16 protein-coding genes and 2 tRNA genes are annotated in these 18,539 nt (G+C 61.7%); 13 read left to right on the forward strand and 5 right to left on the reverse strand.

The features are described 5' to 3' along the window. Nucleotides 1-24: 24 nt before the first annotated feature. The 3 genes from AC5RK6_RS04390 (at nucleotide 25) to AC5RK6_RS04400 (ending at nucleotide 1,274) form a co-directional block, all read left to right on the forward strand. Nucleotides 25-96: transfer RNA gene (locus AC5RK6_RS04390), tRNA-Asn, on the forward strand. Between the two features lie 103 nt (nucleotides 97-199). Continuing rightward, the gene (def, locus tag AC5RK6_RS04395; RefSeq protein WP_320757686.1) at nucleotides 200-712 is read left to right on the forward strand and encodes a peptide deformylase; all 513 of its coding nucleotides are present in this window, start codon (nucleotides 200-202) and stop codon (nucleotides 710-712) included. A gap of 55 nt (nucleotides 713-767) precedes the next feature. Continuing rightward, a complete protein-coding gene (locus AC5RK6_RS04400; RefSeq protein ID WP_016442598.1) occupies nucleotides 768-1,274 on the forward strand; it encodes a DUF3145 domain-containing protein in 507 nt (168 codons plus the stop codon). 54 nt (nucleotides 1,275-1,328) lie between these two features. On the opposite strand, the gene AC5RK6_RS04405 is transcribed toward AC5RK6_RS04400, so the two are convergent. Further along, nucleotides 1,329-1,718 carry a phosphopantetheine-binding protein gene (locus AC5RK6_RS04405; RefSeq protein ID WP_320757687.1) on the reverse strand — a complete coding sequence of 130 codons (390 nt, stop codon included), beginning with the start codon at nucleotides 1,716-1,718 and terminating at the stop codon, nucleotides 1,329-1,331. Nucleotides 1,719-1,752: 34 nt separating this feature from the next. Between AC5RK6_RS04405 and AC5RK6_RS04410 the strand changes: the two genes are divergently transcribed. The 4 genes from AC5RK6_RS04410 to AC5RK6_RS04425 all read left to right on the forward strand — a co-directional run bounded on the left by AC5RK6_RS04410 (nucleotide 1,753) and on the right by AC5RK6_RS04425 (nucleotide 4,330). Next, nucleotides 1,753-2,367, forward strand: a complete 615-nt coding sequence (locus tag AC5RK6_RS04410; RefSeq protein WP_320757688.1) for a hypothetical protein — start codon at nucleotides 1,753-1,755, stop codon at nucleotides 2,365-2,367. Between the two features lie 46 nt (nucleotides 2,368-2,413). Then, a complete protein-coding gene (locus AC5RK6_RS04415; RefSeq protein ID WP_320757689.1) occupies nucleotides 2,414-3,028 on the forward strand; it encodes an L-threonylcarbamoyladenylate synthase in 615 nt (204 codons plus the stop codon). Further along, nucleotides 3,025-3,687, forward strand: coding sequence for an HAD hydrolase-like protein (locus tag AC5RK6_RS04420; RefSeq protein ID WP_320757690.1), 663 nt, complete (start codon nucleotides 3,025-3,027; stop codon nucleotides 3,685-3,687). Before AC5RK6_RS04415 ends, AC5RK6_RS04420 begins: the two co-directional genes overlap by 4 nt. Before the next feature lie 175 nt (nucleotides 3,688-3,862). After that, nucleotides 3,863-4,330 carry a hypothetical protein gene (locus tag AC5RK6_RS04425; protein WP_320757691.1) on the forward strand — a complete coding sequence of 156 codons (468 nt, stop codon included), beginning with the start codon at nucleotides 3,863-3,865 and terminating at the stop codon, nucleotides 4,328-4,330. A gap of 69 nt (nucleotides 4,331-4,399) precedes the next feature. On the opposite strand, the gene AC5RK6_RS04430 is transcribed toward AC5RK6_RS04425, so the two are convergent. From AC5RK6_RS04430 to aceE, 3 genes are all read right to left on the reverse strand, one after another. Beyond that, on the reverse strand, nucleotides 4,400-6,187 hold the full coding sequence (locus AC5RK6_RS04430) for an ABC transporter ATP-binding protein (RefSeq protein ID WP_320757692.1): 1,788 nt from the start codon (nucleotides 6,185-6,187) through the stop codon (nucleotides 4,400-4,402). After that, nucleotides 6,184-8,127 carry an ABC transporter ATP-binding protein gene (locus AC5RK6_RS04435; protein ID WP_320757693.1) on the reverse strand — a complete coding sequence of 648 codons (1,944 nt, stop codon included), beginning with the start codon at nucleotides 8,125-8,127 and terminating at the stop codon, nucleotides 6,184-6,186. Before AC5RK6_RS04435 ends, AC5RK6_RS04430 begins: the two co-directional genes overlap by 4 nt. Nucleotides 8,128-8,274: 147 nt before the next feature. Continuing rightward, nucleotides 8,275-11,010 carry a pyruvate dehydrogenase (acetyl-transferring), homodimeric type gene (gene aceE, locus AC5RK6_RS04440; RefSeq protein WP_435730743.1) on the reverse strand — a complete coding sequence of 912 codons (2,736 nt, stop codon included), beginning with the start codon at nucleotides 11,008-11,010 and terminating at the stop codon, nucleotides 8,275-8,277. Between the two features lie 337 nt (nucleotides 11,011-11,347). Between aceE and AC5RK6_RS04445 the strand changes: the two genes are divergently transcribed. Both AC5RK6_RS04445 and AC5RK6_RS04450 read left to right on the forward strand, forming a co-directional pair. Then, nucleotides 11,348-11,746: a DUF3052 family protein gene (locus AC5RK6_RS04445; protein ID WP_026428793.1), complete on the forward strand. Its 399-nt coding sequence runs from the start codon at nucleotides 11,348-11,350 to the stop codon at nucleotides 11,744-11,746. Nucleotides 11,747-11,907: 161 nt separating this feature from the next. Next, nucleotides 11,908-11,981 (forward strand) — tRNA-Val (locus tag AC5RK6_RS04450). Between the two features lie 31 nt (nucleotides 11,982-12,012). Here the strand turns inward: AC5RK6_RS04450 and AC5RK6_RS04455 are convergent. Further along, on the reverse strand, nucleotides 12,013-12,852 hold the full coding sequence (locus AC5RK6_RS04455; protein ID WP_087070658.1) for an aldo/keto reductase: 840 nt from the start codon (nucleotides 12,850-12,852) through the stop codon (nucleotides 12,013-12,015). Nucleotides 12,853-13,021: 169 nt separating this feature from the next. Here AC5RK6_RS04455 and AC5RK6_RS04460 point away from each other — a divergent pair, with 169 nt between their 5' ends. From AC5RK6_RS04460 to AC5RK6_RS04475, 4 genes are all read left to right on the forward strand, one after another. Then, nucleotides 13,022-14,638, forward strand: a complete 1,617-nt coding sequence (locus AC5RK6_RS04460) for a peptide MFS transporter (protein WP_234984492.1) — start codon at nucleotides 13,022-13,024, stop codon at nucleotides 14,636-14,638. Nucleotides 14,639-14,730: 92 nt separating this feature from the next. Then, a complete protein-coding gene (locus AC5RK6_RS04465; protein WP_101595539.1) occupies nucleotides 14,731-16,785 on the forward strand; it encodes a CocE/NonD family hydrolase in 2,055 nt (684 codons plus the stop codon). Between the two features lie 14 nt (nucleotides 16,786-16,799). Beyond that, nucleotides 16,800-17,585 (forward strand): Nif3-like dinuclear metal center hexameric protein, encoded by a 786-nt coding sequence (locus tag AC5RK6_RS04470; protein WP_087070660.1) that lies wholly within the window; start codon nucleotides 16,800-16,802, stop codon nucleotides 17,583-17,585. A gap of 86 nt (nucleotides 17,586-17,671) precedes the next feature. Next, on the forward strand, nucleotides 17,672-18,412 hold the full coding sequence (locus AC5RK6_RS04475) for a zinc ribbon domain-containing protein (protein ID WP_087070661.1): 741 nt from the start codon (nucleotides 17,672-17,674) through the stop codon (nucleotides 18,410-18,412). The last annotated feature ends 127 nt before the right edge of the window (nucleotides 18,413-18,539 follow it).

Here is an 18,539-nt window from a genome sequence, read left to right on the forward strand (position 1 = left end):
ACTATTATCTTTTCTGTTGCAAATTCCCGCATAGCTCAATGGCAGAGCATTCGACTGTTAATCGAACGGTTGCTGGTTCGAGTCCAGCTGCGGGAGCGAACGAACGGCGGTGAGCGTAGGCTTGCCGCCGTTCTGCTCTGTCCGGCACTCGCGGCGCGGGGCAACATAAGTGTGAAGAATCTTACCAAAGGAGCTCGCTATGGCATACCGGGAGATTCGCGTGGTGGGGGACCCGGTCCTGCGCACCCCCTGCGATCCGATTCGGGAGATCACCCCGGGCATTGTGCGTCTGGTAGAAGACCTGCTTGAAAACGTGAACGACGACGCCCGGGCGGGCCTAGCAGCCAACCAAATCGGGGTCTCCCTGCGCGCTTTCTCCTGGCATATCGACGGGGAGATCGATTACATTCTCAACCCCGTGATTGTGGCGCTTTCCGAAGATGAATACCAGGACGGTGAGGAAGGCTGCCTGTCCGTCCCGGACCTCTACTACCCGACCACGCGGGCCTGGTACGCCCGCGCGGAAGGTATTGACCTGGACGGCAAGAAGAAAATTGTGGAGGGGGAGGGTCTCCTCGGGCGCTGCATCCAGCACGAATGCGATCACCTGGACGGCCACCTCTACCTCGACCGCCTGGAACGGGACGTACGCAAACAAGCGATGCGCGATATTCGCCAGCTGCGCGTCTCTTCTGCGCTACAATCGCTCTAGTAGCCCCTCCGCGTGGGTAGCACGGGGAAAGCCACCCAAGCGCAGGAGGAATGCTATGGCACACAAATACGCCACTCGCGGCGTCATATTCATTCACTCTGTTATGCCGGCCGTTCAACCCCACGTTGAATGGGCGGTGACAAGCGTGCTCGGATACGAACCGCATTTTGAGTGGACCAAACAACCCGCCGCCCCGCATATGAACCGGGCAGAAGCCTCGTGGACGGGGGAAGTGGGAACTGGCGCCATACTCGCCTCCGCACTCAACGGCTGGGAACACTTACGTTTTGAAATCACCGAAGATGCCAGCCCGGTATCCGAAGGAGGCCGCTGGTCCGCCACCCCCGGCCTCGGTATTTTCTACGCCCAAACAGATCTCACCGGCAATGTGGTTATCCCCGAAAACCGGGTGCGGGCCGCGCTGGAAAACGCGGGGAACGATGCCGCAGAAATGCGCCGGCTCCTCGATATTGCCCTCGGCCAAGCCTGGGATGATGAGCTCGAACCCTTCCGCTATGCCGGCGCGGGCGCACCGGTGCGTTGGCTGCACCGCGTGGGCTAAAACCCGGGCCGTGGTGAGCTAAGTCCGCGGGGGGCGTACCCGCTACTGCGCACCCTACAGCCCGAGGGCGGCCCGCAAATCCTCCGCGGAAAGCGGGGCATTTTCATCCGGCTTCTCCTGCTTCTCAGGGTTAGGTCCCGCGGCATCCGCGCTTGTGGCAGCGGGAGTGGGGCGGGCCGCAGCTGCGTCGTCGTGCTGAGAAGAAGAGGTGGTGATGCTCAGGTCCGTGCCCGGGCAGCTGAGCCGCACCAGATCCCCGAGGGTGCGCGCCGCGCAAATCTCGCTATCGGGTACCACCACGCCGCTGGCATCTTCCAGCGTGACCGCAATAGCCCAGCGGGTGACGCTATCCACGCGGCTCAGCTCGAAACTTTCGGTGGCATCCGGGTAGCCTTCGCGCTCCAGAATATCCGCGCCCAGCGACATGAGTTGCGCTACCTCCATCGCACGACCTCCCTATTTTCGGTACGCTCGCATCATGGCATTCCTCGATTTGATGCAGCAACTCTTCCAGCATACCCGGGCCCCGGAAGCTGATACTGCCACCGCGCAGGCGCTGCGTGATCGGCTTGCTGAAGATCCCAACGACGTCGAGGCTTTCACGCAGCTCGTTGGCCTGGCGCGTGAAGCTGAAGGTGAACTCCCGCCCGCGGATCCGCTCACCGCGGAGCTCACCGGAACCGGAAGCATTCTTTCCGCGGACCTGGCGATTTATGCCCTCGCCGAAGAACTCTCTAGCTCGCCGGCCTCCTGGTACCCGCAGCTGCATATGGCTCGCCTCGCGGTGGAGTCCGATCCCGAGCGGGCCCTGCGGCTTCTCACCACCGCCACGGATCGCAATCCGGACGGGCGTATCCTCGCCCGGGCCATGGCGATTTTGCGCGAGGCCGGCCACCCGGATCAGGCACTCACCTTAGGGCTGGCCCATTGGGACCCGGCCACCCATAGTTTCGAGGCTGGGGAAGCGCTGGTACGTACCGCGCTGGCGGCCGGGCGCACCAGCGAAGCCCGCGCGTACCTGCGGGAAATGGAGCCCTATGCCAGTGCGGCGGAGCTCGCGGAGTTGCGCGAGGCTGCGCGCGCGGCGGAGTAAGGCTGCGCGGCTTCTTCCTGTCGCGGCCTCGACTAGACTAGTTGCTATGGCTACCTTCATTGATATTCATCCTGAGGATCCGCAACCGCGGCTCGTCACCAAAGTGGTGGATCGGCTGCGGCGCGGTGAGGTGGTGGCGCTGCCCACTGATTCCGGTTACGCCATTGTGTGCCAGATGGGCAATAAGGAGGGCCTGGAGCGAATTCGCACCATCCGGCAGGTCGGTGATAAACACCATTTCACGCTGCTGTGCCACGATTTCGCGCAGCTCGGGCAGCTTGTGATCGTGGATAATCCCGATTTTCGGCTCATCAAAAGCCTCACGCCCGGGCCCTACACCTTTATTCTCAAGGGCACTAAAGAAGTGCCGCGCATGACCCTCAACCCGAAGAAACACACGGTGGGCGTGCGCATCCCGGATCATCGCATCACCCAGGCGGTGGTCACGGAGATGGGCGAACCGCTGCTCTCCTCCACGCTTATTCTTCCCGGCGCGGAAGAACCCCTCGAAGAAGGCTGGATTGTGGAAGATGAACTGGGGCATGCCCTGGATGTGGTGGTGAACGGGCCCGTGGGGTGCGGCCCCACCACCGTACTTGACCTAGTAACCAACGAAATTGCGAGACAAGGAGCAGGCGATACCGCCGGACTTAACCTGTGAACCCCATCCTTATTGATCTGGACGGAACTTTCCACGATTCCGCCGCCATCGTCAAAAAAACTTTCCGGGCTACCCTGCGCGAAGAAATGGGGGAGGACCACCCCGAAGAGTTCTTCGTGCAGTTCATCGGCCCGCCGCTCATCGATACCTTCACGAAGCTCGGCGCAGCCGACCCGGTGGAGATGGTGCGTCGCTACCGGGTGCGTTACGAGCAGCGCATGCTTGACACCCCGATTTTCCCGGGGATGCGTGAACTGGTGGAGGAACTGGACGCGGCCGGGGTGCCTCTGGCCATTGCGACGTCGAAAAACGAAAAGAATGCCCGCGCGATTCTGGAACACCAGGGCGTGGCGCAGCATTTCCGCTATATTGCCGGGGATCCCGAAGATATACCCGGGTATGGGAAAGCTGAGGTGGTGGGGGCGGCGCTGCGCGAATTGCGGGCGCAGGGCATCGATACCTCGCGGGCCCTCATGGTGGGGGATCGTATTCACGATGTCGAGGGCGCAAGCCAGCATGGCCTTCCCACGGTGCTCGTGGAGTGGGGGACCGCCCCGCGTTCCGAGTGGGAGCTGGCCTGGCGGCACGTGGGAACTGCCCGCGATCTCGGTGAGATCCTGTGGGATTTTGCCGGGGTGGAGCGGTCACATTCCCATTAACACCAGCCACGGGCATATTAACAAGGGTTACAGTTACATCACCACGGGATACAGTTTGGTTAAGATGTGACGAGGACGGTTCGCGGCCGTAGATATCCATGTGAAGCGTCGTTAGCCTCAAAAATAAGATCGTCACCGCGGCGGTTGATTATATGACTCAACGGAGGGATCTTATATGAACGCGTATAAGGCTGGAAAGATCGCGGCGGGAGCCGCGGTTCTGGGTGGTTTTCTTGGCTATCCGCTTCTCTATATCAATGCCTTGGATATCTTACAATGGGCCCCGGAATTTAGCCTTGCTATCTGGACCTGTACCTGTTTTGGGATGCTCTGGGTTGCGCTCGGCCAGGTTTATTTCCTGGGAGTCTACCAGTGGTTTGGATTGCTGGAACAACCCCGGCGCTCGGCACCGGCGTGGCTGCGCCCCACCATGCAGGCCATCCCGGTGACGGCAGCCGTCCTCGGAGTAATCCTCCTGGTCTTCCTCATTATTAAGGATGCCGGGCATCCGAGCATTCTGATTCTTATGGCTGCCCTGTGGGTGCTCAGCCTGGGCGCCAGCGCGGTAGCGCGGCTCATGGCCGGGTATCTTGCCGGCCGGGAAATCCCGGCGGAGGAGAAGCTCGCGGTCCCGGTCGCTTAGGCCCGCAGGTCTCAGGCTCGCGGTTAGCTTGGCGCACCACCGCCAGCATAGGCTCACACCGCCGCCAGCTTAGGCCCACTGGCTTTCGTAGAGGCGGGCATAGGCCCCGCCGGCTGCCAGCAATTCCTTATGGGTGCCGCTTTCTACCACGTCCCCAGCTTCCATAACCAGGATCGTGGTGGCATTGCGGACGGTGGAGAGCCGGTGCGCAATAATGAAGGAGGTGCGCCCTTCGCGTAGCCGCTCCATGGCATCCTGGATAAGCGCTTCGGTGCGGGTATCCACCGAACTGGTGGCCTCATCCAAAATCAGCACATCGGGATTGGCGAGGTACGCCCGCGCGATGGTGATGAGCTGTTTCTCCCCGGCGGAAACATTCTCGCCCTCATCCCCAATATGGGTATCAAAACCGTGGGGGAGGGTCTCAAGAAGATCAGCAATGCCCAGGGCGGCCGCGGCGGCAATGGCGTCGTCGCGCGTAGCACCGTCCTTCCCGAAAGCGATATTTTCCCAGACCGTGCCGTCAAACAGCCAGGTGTCTTGCAAGACCATCCCGAAATGCTCCCGCAGGGATTCCTTGGTGAAAGAATCGATGGGTGCGCCGTCCACGGTAATCGCCCCGCCGTCTACCTCGTAAAAACGCATAAGCAAATTGACGAGCGTGGTTTTCCCCGCGCCGGTGGGCCCCACAATCGCCACCGAATGGCCCGGCTCCACTCGCAGTGAGAGATCGCGGATCACCGGGGTTTCCGGCTCGTAGGAAAAACGCACGTGCGAAAACTCGATGGTGCCGCTCCGTGCTTCGGGGGCCACCACCTCGCGATAGCTCGAATGTGCATCCGGGGCCATCTCCTCCTGGGCGAGGTAATCGAAAATTCGCTCCGCGGAGGCCGCCGCGGATTGGATGAGATTCGCGGTGGAGGCCAGGGATTGGAGCGGGTGGGACAGCTGGCGAGTATATTGCATCATCGCTTGCAGCCCGCCAATCGTCATGGTGCCGGCCATCGCCTGGATACTGCCCAGGAGGGTGACGATAGCGAAGGAACCGTTCTGCACCAGCATCATAAGCGGCTGGGACATCTGCGCAATGGCCTGGGCGCGGAAGGAAGCGTCGTAAAGATCGCCATTCGCGGCATCAAACTGGCCCTGGAATTCATCTTCCAGCCCGTAGGCAGCTACCACATCCAGCCCGGTGAAGCTCTCCTCGACCACGGCGGAGACATCACCCGTGAGCCGCCATTGGTCCCGGAAATAGGGGCGGGAGCGGCGCAGTAGCAGCAGGATCCCAATAATCCCCACCGGGATGACCACCAGCGAGGCAAGGGCCACCGACCAGGACAGATAGACCATGACCGCCACGATCCCGATAATCTGGTAGATCGCGGAGAGCACTTCGGAAAGGGTTTGCAGCAGGGACTGGGTGACATTATCGACGTCGTTCGTAACCCGCGAGAGCACATCCCCGCGCTGCTGTTTGTCCAGCACGGATAGCGGCATCCGATCAATTTTCTGCTGGCAATCCCTCCGCATCTCATAGCCGAGATCCTGAATAATGAGGCGAATAATATAGCCGAACCAGAAACGCAGCAGCGCTGAGAGAATATAGCATCCGGCAGCCAGGCTCAGCACCCGCGCCAGCTCCGGGAAATCCACGCCGCCGGAGCGGATTCCATCAACCACCACATTGGTGCCCTGTCCGAGCAGGAAGGGCGCGGCCACCACCGCCGCGGTGGAGATAAGTGAAAGCAGCAGCACTGCCACAATGCGTCCCACGTAATGGCGTAGGTAGTGGCGAATAAGGGTGAGGAGCGCCCCGCGGATATCGCGGGCTTCGTCAATATTTCCGGCACCTCTCATGCCCGCACCTCCTCACTCGTTGCGGTCGCTGTGCCGCTTGGTTCCGTATCGCTTGCCGCCGTTCCGCGTTCCGTACCGTTCGCTTCCGTTCCACGTTCCGCACCACCTTCCGGCCCGCGCTCCTGGGAACGCACAATGGAGCGGTACATCTCATTGGTTTCCATGAGTTCGGCGTGCGTCCCGCAGCCCACCACCTCGCCGCAATCCAGAACGACGACGCAATCGGCGCTGCGCGTGGTCGAAATACGTTGGGCGATAATAACCACCGCCGCATCCCGGATCCGCTCCTTGAGGTTGGCCCGCACCCGGGCATCGGTGGCGTAATCGAGGGCGGAGAAAGAATCATCAAAGACCACCAGGTCAGCACCGGCTCGCCCGGAGCTATCAGGGAGGGCGCGGTACAGAGCCCGCGCGATGGTCAGGCGCTGGCGTTGCCCGCCGGAAAGATTGCTTCCCCCGGTTTCCACCGGCATCTCCAGCCCGCCCCCGGCCTGCACAAAATCCCAGGCCTGGGCGCAGTGCAGCGCATTAATCACCCGTTCCTGGTCAATATCGCGGGTGGAGCCGGCAACATTACTGGCTACCGTGCCGCTAAACAGGAACGCACGCTGGGGTACCAGGGCCACCCGGCGGCGGAAATCAGCGAGTCGAATATCGCGCACATCCACTTCGCTCGCTCCGGCGCCGCGTGCTGCGGTACCGCTCGTTTCCGTTTCGCCGGTCTCGCCATCTGCGCCAGCCCCGGCGCTGCCTTCCACGGTGAAGCGGCCCGTGCTCACATCCACGAGGCGCGGCAGTATTTTGACCAGCGATGATTTGCCCGAGCCCGAGGCGCCAATAATCGCCGTCGTCGTTCCAGGTCGGAAACACAAAGAAATGCCGCGCAATGCTGGCTCGTCCGCATCCGCGTAGGTGAGGGAAATATCGCGCAAGCGGAAGGTGACCGGGCCGGGCGGCATCTCCCGCGCATCCGGTGCGTCCGCGATGGAGGGAACGGTGGTGTTCACCTCGATCACGCGCTCGGCGGAGACGTTCCCGCGCGGAACCACCATAATAATCATGCCGAGCATCATGACCGCACCCAGAATCATCATGAGGTAGGTGATAAAAGCGGCCAGCGCTCCCACCGGCATGGAACCCCCGGCAATCCGATGCCCGCCAATCCACACGATCAGCGCGGAGGCCAGCCCGATGACCGCACTCATGGCCGGTAGCAACGCGGACCAAATCGTGCCGATCTGGAGCATAATCGAACGGAAATTGCGGTTATGGACCTCGAATTCCCCGGCCATCGCCTCCTCGCGGCGGAAGGCTCGAATCACCCGCACTCCAGAAAGTTGGGAACGTAGCGCATCGTTAATCGCATCCACGCGCCGCTGGAGGGTTTCGTAGCGTGTGGCGAGCATCGCGGTACATACCAGAATAATTGCGGTGAGTACCGGAATAATCACGAGGAGCGTGAGGGAGAGCACGACGTCCTGCCCGATGGCCATGAGCACCCCGCCCACTCCCATAATCGGGGCCGTCACCATAATGGTGAGGGACATGAGGGTGACCATTTGGATTTGATTGACGTCGTTTGTGGTACGGGTGACGAGGGTGGAAGCCCCGAAGCGCTGCTGATCCGCGGGGGAGAAGCGTTGCACATGCGCGAAAGTTTCGCGGCGCAGTTCCCGGCCTAGATGGGTGGATACCAGCGCCCCGTAATAGATCGCCCCGATGGCGCAGAGTACTTGCGCGAGAGTGAAGAGTCCCATGAGTAGCCCGCGCGACCAAATATAGGAGCTATTGCGTTCCAAAATGCCGTAATCGATAACGTTCGCGCCCAGCGCGGGGAGGGTGAGCCCGAGGAGCACCTGCGCGATCTGTAGCACAGCAATCGCGAAGAGCTGGAATTTGCGGTCGCGTAGATGCCTCCACGCCAATCGATAAACGGTCAATCACTCGCCTCCATATAGGTGTGGCGGTCCGAAAGCTCGCGTGCGAGAAATAGCTCGCCGCGTGAGGAAGGACCGCCACACTATGCTACGTGTGAGAGCACGGATGCTCAAACACTATTCAATTAGTTACGGCGACGCCGGGCCGCTTTACTCCGGGTCGTTATCGGGAACCGGTTCGGCGGCTGCCGGGTTATGCAGATCGTACTTCTCGATTGCCTGGCGGACAACCGAGCGATCAATCTTGCCGGCCTTGGCCAGCGCATACAGGGCCCGCACCACCATCGTGGCATCATCGATCTTGAAGTAGCGCCGGGCTGCCGGGCGGGTATCGGAAATACCGATACCGTTGGCGCCGAGCGTCTCGTAATCACCCGGGATCCATTCGCGGATGGAATCTTGAACCTGGTGCTCGAAATCGGAGGTGGCGATGAAGGGGCCTTCTTCGCCTTCCAGCTTCGCGGTCACATAGGCCTTGCGCGGTTCTTCTTCCGGGTGGAGGTAGTTGTATTCGTTGGTGGCCAAACCATCCTTACGCAGCTCATACCAGGAGGTCACCGAATAGACGGTGGCATCCACGCCCCAGTCATCGCGCAGCATGCGCTTGGCTTCGCGGGCCCAGCGCACCCCCACGCCCGAGGAAAGCAGATTGACACGCGGGCCACCCTGGCCATCGGCTTCATCGAGCTTGTAGATACCGCGGATAATGCCATCCACATCCACATTCTCCGGTTCGGCGGGCTGGTGGATGGGTTCGTTATAGACCGTGAGGTAGTACATAACGTTCTGCTCACGCCCGTCAGAGCCGTCCCCGTACATACGCTTCAGGCCATCCTTGAAGATATGGCCCAGTTCGTAGGCGTAGGCCGCATCGTAAATAATCATGCCCGGGTTGGTGGAGGCGAGAACGGGGGAGTGCCCGTCCATATGCTGGGAGCCTTCACCCGTGAGGGTGGTGCGCCCGGCGGTGCCACCAATAATGAAACCGCGTGCCAGTTGATCGTAAGCTGCCCAGAACTGGTCCCCGGTGCGCTGGAACCCGAACATCGAGTAGAAGATGTAGAAGGGCACCATCGGGGTGTTATGGGTGGCATACGAGGTTCCGGCCGCCACGAAAGCGGAGAGGGAACCGGCTTCGGTAATACCCGTGTGGAGCAGCTGGCCCTGGGTGGATTCCTTGTAGGAAAGCAGCATATCGTGGTCCACCGCGGTGTACTGCTGGCCCTGGGTATTGAAGATCTTGGCCGAGGGGAACATGGAATCCATGCCGAAAGTACGCGCTTCGTCCGGAACGATCGGCACCATGCGGAAGCCGAATTCCTTATCGCGCATAATGTCCTTGAGCAGGCGAACCAGAGCCATCGTGGTGGCCACCTTCTGCTTGCCCGAGCCCTTCTTCATGGACTGGAAGGGCTTATCGGCCGGCAGGGCGATCCCACCCTGGTGGGTGCGGCGCTGGGGCAGGTAGCCGCCGAGTGCTTCGCGCCGCTCGCGCATATGCTTCATGGCCGGGTGATCTTCAGCCGGCTTGTAGTAGGGCGCGTTATAGGGATCTTCCAGCTGGGAATCATCAATGGGGATACGCAGGGTATCGCGCAGCAGCTTGAGATCGTTGCTATTGAGCTTCTTCATCTGGTGGGTGGCATTACGCCCGGCGAAGTTCGAGCCGAGGTCATAACCCTTGACCGTTTGCGCCAGAATCACGGTGGGCTGGCCCTTATGGGCCAGGGCCGCCCGATAGGCGGCGTAGATCTTGTGGTGATCGTGGCCGCCGCGGCGCAGCGCCCAAATCTCATCATCGGACCAATCTTCCACCATGGCCTTCGTGCGCGGATCGCGCCCGAAGAAGTTATTGCGCACGTAGGAGCCGTCATTCGCCTTGAAGCCCTGGTAGTCACCGTCCGGGGTGGAGGTCATGAGATCTACGAGGGCGTGGTCCTTATCCTGGGCCAGGAGCTTATCCCAGCCCGAACCCCACAGCACCTTGATGACATTCCAGCCCGCGCCCTTAAAGAAGGATTCGAGTTCCTGCACGATATTGCCGTTGCCGCGCACCGGGCCGTCCAGGCGCTGGAGGTTGCAATTGACCACCCAGGTGAGGTTATCCAGCTTCTGGGAGGCAGCCAGCTGGAGCATACCGCGCGATTCGGGTTCGTCCATTTCGCCATCGCCCAGGAAGGCCCATACGTGCGAATCCGAGGTGTCCTTAATGCCGCGTTCGCTCAGGTAGCGATTGAACCAAGCCTGGTAGATGGAGTTCGTGGCGCCCAGCCCGAGGGACACGGTGGGGAACTGCCAGAAGTCCGGCATCTGGTGGGGGTGCGGGTAGGAGGGCAGGCCGCGCCCGCCGGAAATATGGGAGGCTTCCTGGCGGAAGGAATCCAGATCCGCTTCCGTCAGGCGCCCTTCTAGGTAGGCGCGGGCGTAATTACCGGGGGAGGAGTGGCCTTGGAAGAAGATTTGGTCCCCGCCACCGGGAGCATCAGGGCCGCGGAAGAAGTGGTTGAAGCCCACTTCGTAAAGGGTGGCCTGGGCGGCGTAGGAGGAAATATGGCCGCCCACCCCCACGCCGGGGCGCTGGGCACGCGTGACCATCACGGCCGCATTCCACCGGGTCCAGCTGCGGAATTGGTGTTCGAGTTCCTCTTCTTCCGGGGTGCCCGGGTACGGAGGTTCTTCTTCCGCCGGAATCGTATTGATATAGGGCGTGACGAGATCAGGGGAGACCGAAACTCCCTTGGAGCGTGCGTGCTCATCCACGCTGGCGAGGATAAACCGCGCCCGATCCGCACCATTTGTTTCAATCAGATCATCCACGGACGCGAGCCATTCGCGGGTTTCTTCCGGATCAACATCCGGGATCTGGCTGAGCTGGCCGGACACCATGCGATCATCAGAATCTTGTGAAGCCACGGAATCTCCTCCATTGCTTGAGTGGTTGTAGTTCATAGGGACGTGTCAAGGCTACCCGTTCGCGGCTTTAGTCCCAGAACGGCTGTGGTACCTCTTACACATGCACTCTTATATTACCGCGTTGTTGAGAGCCATCGCACAGGCATGAGCGGAATTAAGCTGAGCGGTGGACGGGGCGCATGGCCGGTGGCTTTCGCGGCGCCCGCGGAGCGGGCGGCGCGCGTCGTCGTACGGTAATGATCACCAAAATCACGGGCGACGCGGCTGAGATTAACTTGAAAAAATGCCGGCGATCAGATGAGCTTAAGCCATGAGTTCGTTTGGTTTCCAGAAAGGGAACATCATCCAAGAATTTGGCTACGACGACGACGTAGCCGCCCAGGTCCGCGCGCAGATCGAAGAAACTATCGGAAGCGCGCTGGTGGACGAAGATTCGCGCGATATCGTGGACGGTGCCATCGCTTGGTGGCGCGCGGACGACGGAGACGTCGATGACCTCACCGATTTGCTCCTGGATATCAAGGCTAATTTCGACGACGAAAATGCTATCTGCTGGCTCTTTGTGCCCACCGGGCGAGTGTCGAATGCGGTGCCGCATAACGATATTGAAGAGGCCGCCGATACCGCGGGCATGCAACCAACCACATCCGTGGCCCTCGGGGAGTCCTGGACGGGCGTGCGCCTCACCAATAAGGGCCTGCGCTACTAGAGCCGCCGGAGGGTTCCGCCGGTATTTTCGGCGCAGAGCCGTGCGGTAGGCCGGGCCGGTAGCGCCGGCGGACAGTCGCAACGGAAGCGCTGCCGGTATTTTCGGCGCGAAGGTGCGCGCGGGCCGCGTATCGGGTAGGATCATCCGAGTGCGCAGCGCGCGGGCCCGTAGCTCAGTTGGTCAGAGCACCTGGTTTACACCCAGGGTGTCATCGGTTCGAATCCGGTCGGGCCCACTCTTTATGCCGTGAGCGCCGTGAGATTCCGTTACCACTCCTCGTGCGTGCGCGCATCCCAGACGTGCAGGTCGCCGGTGTCCAGCGCGGCCAGATCGCGCATATCCGAGTCGTCCAGGGTGAAGTTGAAGATATCGGCATTTGCCCGCCAGCGCTCGCGTTGGGACGACGACGGAATCGCCACAATGCCCTGCTGGACACACCAGCGCAGCACAATCTGCCCGGCACTCACCCCGTGCTTGGCAGCCAGGCGCGCCACCACAATTTGATCCAGTAGCTTTTCCGGCCCGCCGAGCGGCCGCCACGCCTGGGTGACAATACCGTGGCGCTCGTGGAAAGCACGCAGATCGGTGCGCGGGAGGGCAACCGAGAGCTGAACCTGGTTGAGCACCGGCCACACCCCGGTGGCCTCATGCAGGCGGGTGAGATGTTCGGGCAAGAAATTCGAGACCCCCACGTGGCGCACCAGGCCCTCCGCCTGCGCCGCGAGCATCTCCTCCCAGGTTTCCACGTACAGGCCACGGGAAGGATTGGGCCAGTGGATGAGGAGAGCGTCAAGATAATCGGTATCTAGGCGACGCAGCGAATCCTCAATACTGCGCCGGGTATAGCGCTTCCCCTGTTCCCCGCCGGCCACCTTGGAGGTGATGAATACCTCCGCGCGGGGTACCCCGGAGCGTTTCACCGCTTCCCCAACGGCCGTTTCATTGGCGTACTGCTGGGCGGTATCGATAAGGCGGTAGCCATCGGCAATGATCTGGCCGAGCGTGGTGGCGAGCTCGTTACCTTTGGCCAGTAGGGAGCCGATTCCAACCAGGGGAATCTGGCCGCCATCGGCAAGGGGAATTGAGGGAATATCGCATGTGGTCATGCCCCACAGCCTATCAATGTGACCGATGTCATGTCTATTCGAGTTTTTCCTATGGGCTCAGGGCTTGCGGCGGGTGGGCGGTAGGGCGAAAACGATAAAAAAGTACTCAAATAGCGGTTATGTCGGAGGCCCTTGTTACCCTGGAAAACGGATAGCAAGGAGTACCAACGTGACTGACCTACCCCATGAGGGCAACCAGACTGATACCACCACCGCGGACCTCCCCACCCACGCGCAGATTGCCGCGCAGGTCCCCGATAACGTCGAGAATCCCAAAAAGTACATTAAGGAACATAAGGAAGCCCTGCGCCGCGACCGGCGCGCCCGCGCCACCCGCTCCTTTATGGGCCAACCCACCGGCCTGTATTCCCTTTTCGGCCTGGAACTCTGGGAGCGTTTCTCCTACCTGGGCTTCCAGGCCATCCTGGTCCTCTACTTCACCGATGCCATCGCCAGCGGCGGGCTCGGCTACGCGGAGGACGTGGGATCCTCCATCGTGGCCGCCTACGGTGCCCTCGTCTACCTGCTTTCCATCGCGGGCGCCTGGATTGCGGATCGTATTTCCGGCACCTACCGCACGGTGCTCTGGGGCGGCATTGTTATTGCCGCGGGTCATATCGCCATGGGTATCCCCACCGAATTCTTCACCTGGGTGGGCCTGGGCCTCATCGTGGTGGGAACCGGGCTCCTCAAACCCAACGTTTCCACCATGGTGGGTGAACTCTACGCACCCGGGGATAGCCGCCGCGATGCCGGCTTCTCCATCTACTACGCCGGTATTAATATCGGGGCGTTCCTCGGGCCGCTGGTGGCCGGGTTCCTCGGCCAACGGGTGCATTGGCACGCCGGTTTCGCCTCCGCCGCGGTGGGAATGATCCTCGGCCTCATCGCCTACGTGGCAACCGGGAAAAACCTATCCGGGCGCGCCAAAGCGCATCGCATCCGCGCCAGTTTCGTGGCGGACCGTTCCTTCTGGATGCTCGTGGGACTGGTTGGGGGAGTAGTCGCGGTAGCCACGCTTTTCGCCACCTTCTCCTCCGCCACGCTCAGCGACGTCGTCAATGGCATCTCCGTGATCACCTGGATCGTGCCGGTGTTCTTCTTCCTGTGGATGTACCGCTCCCCGAAGGTCACCCCGGTAGAACGGCGCAATCTCATCCCTTACGCGCTGCTGCTCATCGCCCTCATCCTCTACAACCTGCTCTATTTCCAAACCGGAAATACCCTCAACCTCGTGGCCCTCAACGCCACCGATAACACCATCGGCTCCCTGAGCTACCCCTCCTCCTATTACATTTCCCTCACCGCCATCGTGGAAATCATCATGGGGCCGGTGCTCGCCTGGATCTGGCTGAAAATGGGCAAACGCCAACCGCACGTGGCCGCAAAAGTGGGGCTGGGCGCGGTGCTCGGCGGGATCGCCTTCGTCATCGTGGCGCTCGCGGGCATCCTCACCCCGCGCGGGGCTCTTCTTATGCCGCTGTGGCTGGTGGGATGCTATATCTTCCTCGGCCTGGGGGATCTGGTGCTGCAAACCTCGGGGATGTCGGCCACCACGAAACTCGCCCCGCGGGCTTTCGCCTCCCAAACCATGGCCCTGTGGTTCGCGGCGATGGCCTGCGCCCAGGGAATCCAAGCCCAGGTGGTGAAATTCTTCGATTACGAAAATATGGCCGCCTCCATCCCTGCCTACTTCGGAGTGCAGGGAGCGGTGGTTATCGGTTACGGCGTGCTGCTCATGGCGCTTACTCCGTGGATGCGCTCACGTATGAAAGTCGTCGCGTAGAGCTGGCGGCGTCGTCGTTCCTCAACGCGCCCCACGAAAACCGCAGCACACGCACAGAAGCAACACAGCACAGACGCCTAGGAAGGAGAACAATGGAGTACATCACAGATTTTCCCTACGAGACTGAGATTCGCGAGGGGTGGATTCCGCTCTCGGACGGCACCCGGCTGTGGATGAAAGCCTGGATGCCGCGCACGGAAGAAAAAGTGCCGGCGATCCTCGAATATCTGCCCTACCGCAGCGGGGACTGGACCGCGCCGCGCGATCACGAACGCCACCCGTATTACGCCGGGCACGGCTACGCTTCCATCCGGGTCGATATCCGCGGGCACGGCAATTCCGAGGGTATCCCGGGCGATGAATACGATGCGCAGGAACACAAAGACGGCCTGGAAGTCATCGAGTGGATTGCCGCGCAGGAGTGGTGCACGGGCAGCGTGGGTATGTTCGGGATTTCCTGGGGCGGTTTCAATTCGCTCCAGCTCGCCTCCTACCAGCCGGAAGCCCTCAAGGCGATCGTCACCACCTGCTCCACCGACGACCGCTACGACAATGACGTGCACTATTTCGGCGGCTCGATGCTCGCGGTGGATATGCACGCCTGGGGAGCCACCATGCTCGCTTTCGAATCCCGGCCGCCGGACCCGCGCGCCGTGGGGGAAAACTGGAAGTCCATGTGGCTAGAGCGCCTCAATAATATGGAGCCCTACGTGGATACCTGGATGAGTCACCAGACCCGCGATGCCTACTGGAAACACGGCTCGGTGTGTGAGGATTATTCGAAACTCGATGCGGCGGTGCTCGCGGTGGGCGGCTGGTTCGATCCGTACCGCGATACCGTGCTGCGCCTGGTGGAGAATCTTTCCGCGCTGGGGAAGAACGTGCGCGGGCTGCTCGGGCCGTGGAGCCACCAGTACCCGGATCGCGATCTGCGCCCGGGGCCGCATATTGATTTCCTCGGGGAAACGCTGCGCTGGTGGGATAGGTGGCTCAAGGGCGTGGATAACGGCGCAATGGATGAGCCGCTGCTGCGCACCTGGATCAGCGACCCCATGCGCCCAGCCTCGGTATACGAGGAAATCGAGGGCCGCTGGGTGGCGGAACGTGCCTGGCCCTCCCCGGATATTGAGCCGCTTCGTTTTGAATTGGGGCAGGCGAGCGTATCGCCGGGTGCGGTGCGTGGCGGCACGATTCTTGTGAAGTCGCCGCAAGACATCGGCTCGGATGCCGGGCGGTACTTCCCGTACGGGAACGACGCCGATTTGCCGGTCGATCAGCGCGGCGACGATGGCCGCGCGGTGACCTGCGATTTTTACCTGGGGGAATCGGTCGAGATTCTCGGTAATGCCAGGGTGTTGTTGCGCTTGCGCAACGGCGGGGAGCGCGGGCATATCTATGTGCGCCTGGAAGATGTGGCCCCGGACGGTGCCTCCACGCTCATCACCCGCGGGAACCTCAATCTGAGCGCTCGCGAGGGGCGCGAGCGGATCGTGGAAATGCCCGCGGGGCAGTGGGTGGATGTGGAGATTCCGCTTACCGGTATTGGCTACCATTTCGCGGCCGGGCACACGTTGCGGGTGGCGCTTTCCAGTGCTTACTGGCCGTGGATTTGGCCGGTGCGGGAAAACGCCGGGGTGGAGGTGGATCTGGGGGCTTCCGCGCTGGTGGTACCCGCCCGCCCGATCCGCCCCGGGGGAGAACGCGATGCCCTCGACGATGCGGTCAGTTTCGCCGGGCCGGTCCAGCCCGTTGGTTTGGACGTGACATACCCGGAAGCGGGGGTTGCCGGGGCGCGCCGCCCCGAACGCCTCATCGCCCGCGACGTGGTGAAGAAAGAGACGTTTATCCAGGTAGATCCGGCCTACGGAGGAACCCGGGTCTACCCGGACGGCCTCCACTACGACGAAGATTCCGTGGAACGCTACTGGATTTCCTGGGATGACCCGCTTTCGGCCCGCACCGAAGCCGAATGGAAAATCGGGCTGGCTCGCCCGGATATCGATTGGGAGGTCCGCCTGGAAGCCGATACCCGCATCCGCTGCGACGCGAAGAACTTCTACGTGCAATCGGTGGTCACCGCTTTCGATCACGAGGAAGAAATTTTCCACAAGGAGTGGGAGCGCACCGTGGAGCGCACGGCGTCCTAGGGTAGGGTGAGTCCATGACGTATACAGTGGCGGATATCACCGCGGCCATGGATGAATTCTTCCCACCCGCATGCGCGGAAAGCTGGGACCGGGTCGGCCTGGTGGCCGGCCTGCCCAGCGACGAGGTGCGCAGCGTCGCTTTCGCCGTCGACCCGTGTGAAGCAACCGTGCAAGAAGCCTGCGAACGCGGGGCTGACCTCCTCATCACTCACCACCCGCTCTTTTTGCGCGGGACTTCCACCGTGGCGGGAACGTTCGCCAAGGGAAGGTGGATCACGCAGCTGGTGCGCGGGCGGGTCGCGCTTTTTAGTGCGCACACCAATGCGGACGTGGTGGCCTCCACCGCCGCGCTCGCGCGGCTTCTGGACGTGGAGATTGAGGCGCCGCTGGATCCCGAATCCGGAATAGGCGGGGTGGGCAGCATCGCGGCCGTGTCTTTCGGGCAGCTGGTCGAGCGGGTCGCGGAGGTGTTGCCGCATACTCCGGCCGGGGTTCTCGGAGCGGGCGATCCGGATCGGGTGGTGCGGCGGCTAGCCATCTGCTCCGGTTCGGGGGATTCGCTATTAGCGGCCGCGAAAGCCGCGGGCGCGGATGCGTATCTCACCGCGGATCTGCGCCACCACCCGGCCACCGACCATATTTGGGACGGCGGCTGCGCACTCATCTGCGCCACCCACTGGGCTAGCGAATGGCCGGTGCTGGGCGAGATGGAGCAGCGTTTGCGCGAACGCTTCCCGCAGCTGGATACGTATATTTCCGAGATTCCCACGGATGCTTGGAATATTGCGCTGCGTGGGTGAGCTCGCTGCGCGGGGCCGGTTCTCCCACATAGAATAGGGGAAGGCGCGCCGTGCGCCTTTCGTGCGAGTCGAAGGAGATCCACCCGATGAAAGCACCCCGTGCCGATCAACTTATTCTGCTTCAGGTTGCCGACTTGGACGCGCAGCTCAACCGCCTCGAGCGGGAAAATACCCAGCATCCGCTGCGAGCTTCTTTGGGTAAACTCCTCAACGCGATTGCCGCGCGCGGGCGGGAAAAAACCGCGGCGGAGACGCAGTTGGAGCAGGCGCGGGCGGAGTTAGCGAGTGTGGAGAAGACCAGCGCGGATTTGGCTCGCCAGGTAGCGGACAAAGAAGAAAAATATAATGCCGGCACCGGACTGACCTCCCGCGATCTGCTCGTGCTGGAAGACGAAATGGCGGCGCTGCGCACCACCCTGGAAGAAACGTCGGAAAAGGAATTCGCTGCGCTCGAAGCTGTTGAAGGTGGCGAAGAGCGAGTGCGGGAATTGGGTGCAGCTATCGATTCACTCCAAGAAAAAGTACTGGCCCAGCGCTCCGAACTGGAGGACGTGGTCGCGGACATCACCGCTTCCCAAGAAAAAATCCGCGCCCAGCGTGAGGAACTCTATGCACCGCTGGCAGAATCTCTCAAAAAAGTGTACGAACACTCGGTTGCCACCGGCGGCTACGCGGTTATGACCATGACGCCTAACGGTGCTACCGGGGCGGGAATCACACTTTCCCCGGTGGAAGTGGCGCAAATCAAGGCCACCGCGGAAGATGAGATTTATCTTTCTGAGGATTACGACTGCATTATCGTGCCGGTTGATTACGACGAAGCCTAGGAAGGCTTTCTTTTTCACGCCTGTACTTCGCACGTACGACAGCTGCAGTACAGCTCGGAAAAACAACCCGTCCCCGCCAGAGCAATCGCCAGGCGGGGACGTAGGAAGTGCGCATTCGAAACCATCA

Source organism: Actinotignum sp. usb-actsch-213 (assembly GCF_059085665.1).

What these genes read in the sequence shown, in the direction of transcription:
- def (WP_320757686.1), top strand. Translation starts at nt 200, where the DNA reads ATGGCATACCGGGAGATTCGCGTGGTGGGGGACCCGGTCCTGCGCACC.
- AC5RK6_RS04400 (WP_016442598.1), top strand. Translation starts at nt 768, where the DNA reads ATGGCACACAAATACGCCACTCGCGGCGTCATATTCATTCACTCTGTT.
- AC5RK6_RS04405 (WP_320757687.1), bottom strand. Translation starts at nt 1,718, where the DNA reads ATGGAGGTAGCGCAACTCATGTCGCTGGGCGCGGATATTCTGGAGCGC.
- AC5RK6_RS04410 (WP_320757688.1), top strand. Translation starts at nt 1,753, where the DNA reads ATGGCATTCCTCGATTTGATGCAGCAACTCTTCCAGCATACCCGGGCC.
- AC5RK6_RS04415 (WP_320757689.1), top strand. Translation starts at nt 2,414, where the DNA reads ATGGCTACCTTCATTGATATTCATCCTGAGGATCCGCAACCGCGGCTC.
- AC5RK6_RS04425 (WP_320757691.1), top strand. Translation starts at nt 3,863, where the DNA reads ATGAACGCGTATAAGGCTGGAAAGATCGCGGCGGGAGCCGCGGTTCTG.
- AC5RK6_RS04430 (WP_320757692.1), bottom strand. Translation starts at nt 6,187, where the DNA reads ATGAGAGGTGCCGGAAATATTGACGAAGCCCGCGATATCCGCGGGGCG.
- aceE (WP_435730743.1), bottom strand. Translation starts at nt 11,010, where the DNA reads ATGGTGTCCGGCCAGCTCAGCCAGATCCCGGATGTTGATCCGGAAGAA.
- AC5RK6_RS04445 (WP_026428793.1), top strand. Translation starts at nt 11,348, where the DNA reads ATGAGTTCGTTTGGTTTCCAGAAAGGGAACATCATCCAAGAATTTGGC.
- AC5RK6_RS04455 (WP_087070658.1), bottom strand. Translation starts at nt 12,852, where the DNA reads ATGACCACATGCGATATTCCCTCAATTCCCCTTGCCGATGGCGGCCAG.
- AC5RK6_RS04465 (WP_101595539.1), top strand. Translation starts at nt 14,731, where the DNA reads ATGGAGTACATCACAGATTTTCCCTACGAGACTGAGATTCGCGAGGGG.
- AC5RK6_RS04470 (WP_087070660.1), top strand. Translation starts at nt 16,800, where the DNA reads ATGACGTATACAGTGGCGGATATCACCGCGGCCATGGATGAATTCTTC.
- AC5RK6_RS04475 (WP_087070661.1), top strand. Translation starts at nt 17,672, where the DNA reads ATGAAAGCACCCCGTGCCGATCAACTTATTCTGCTTCAGGTTGCCGAC.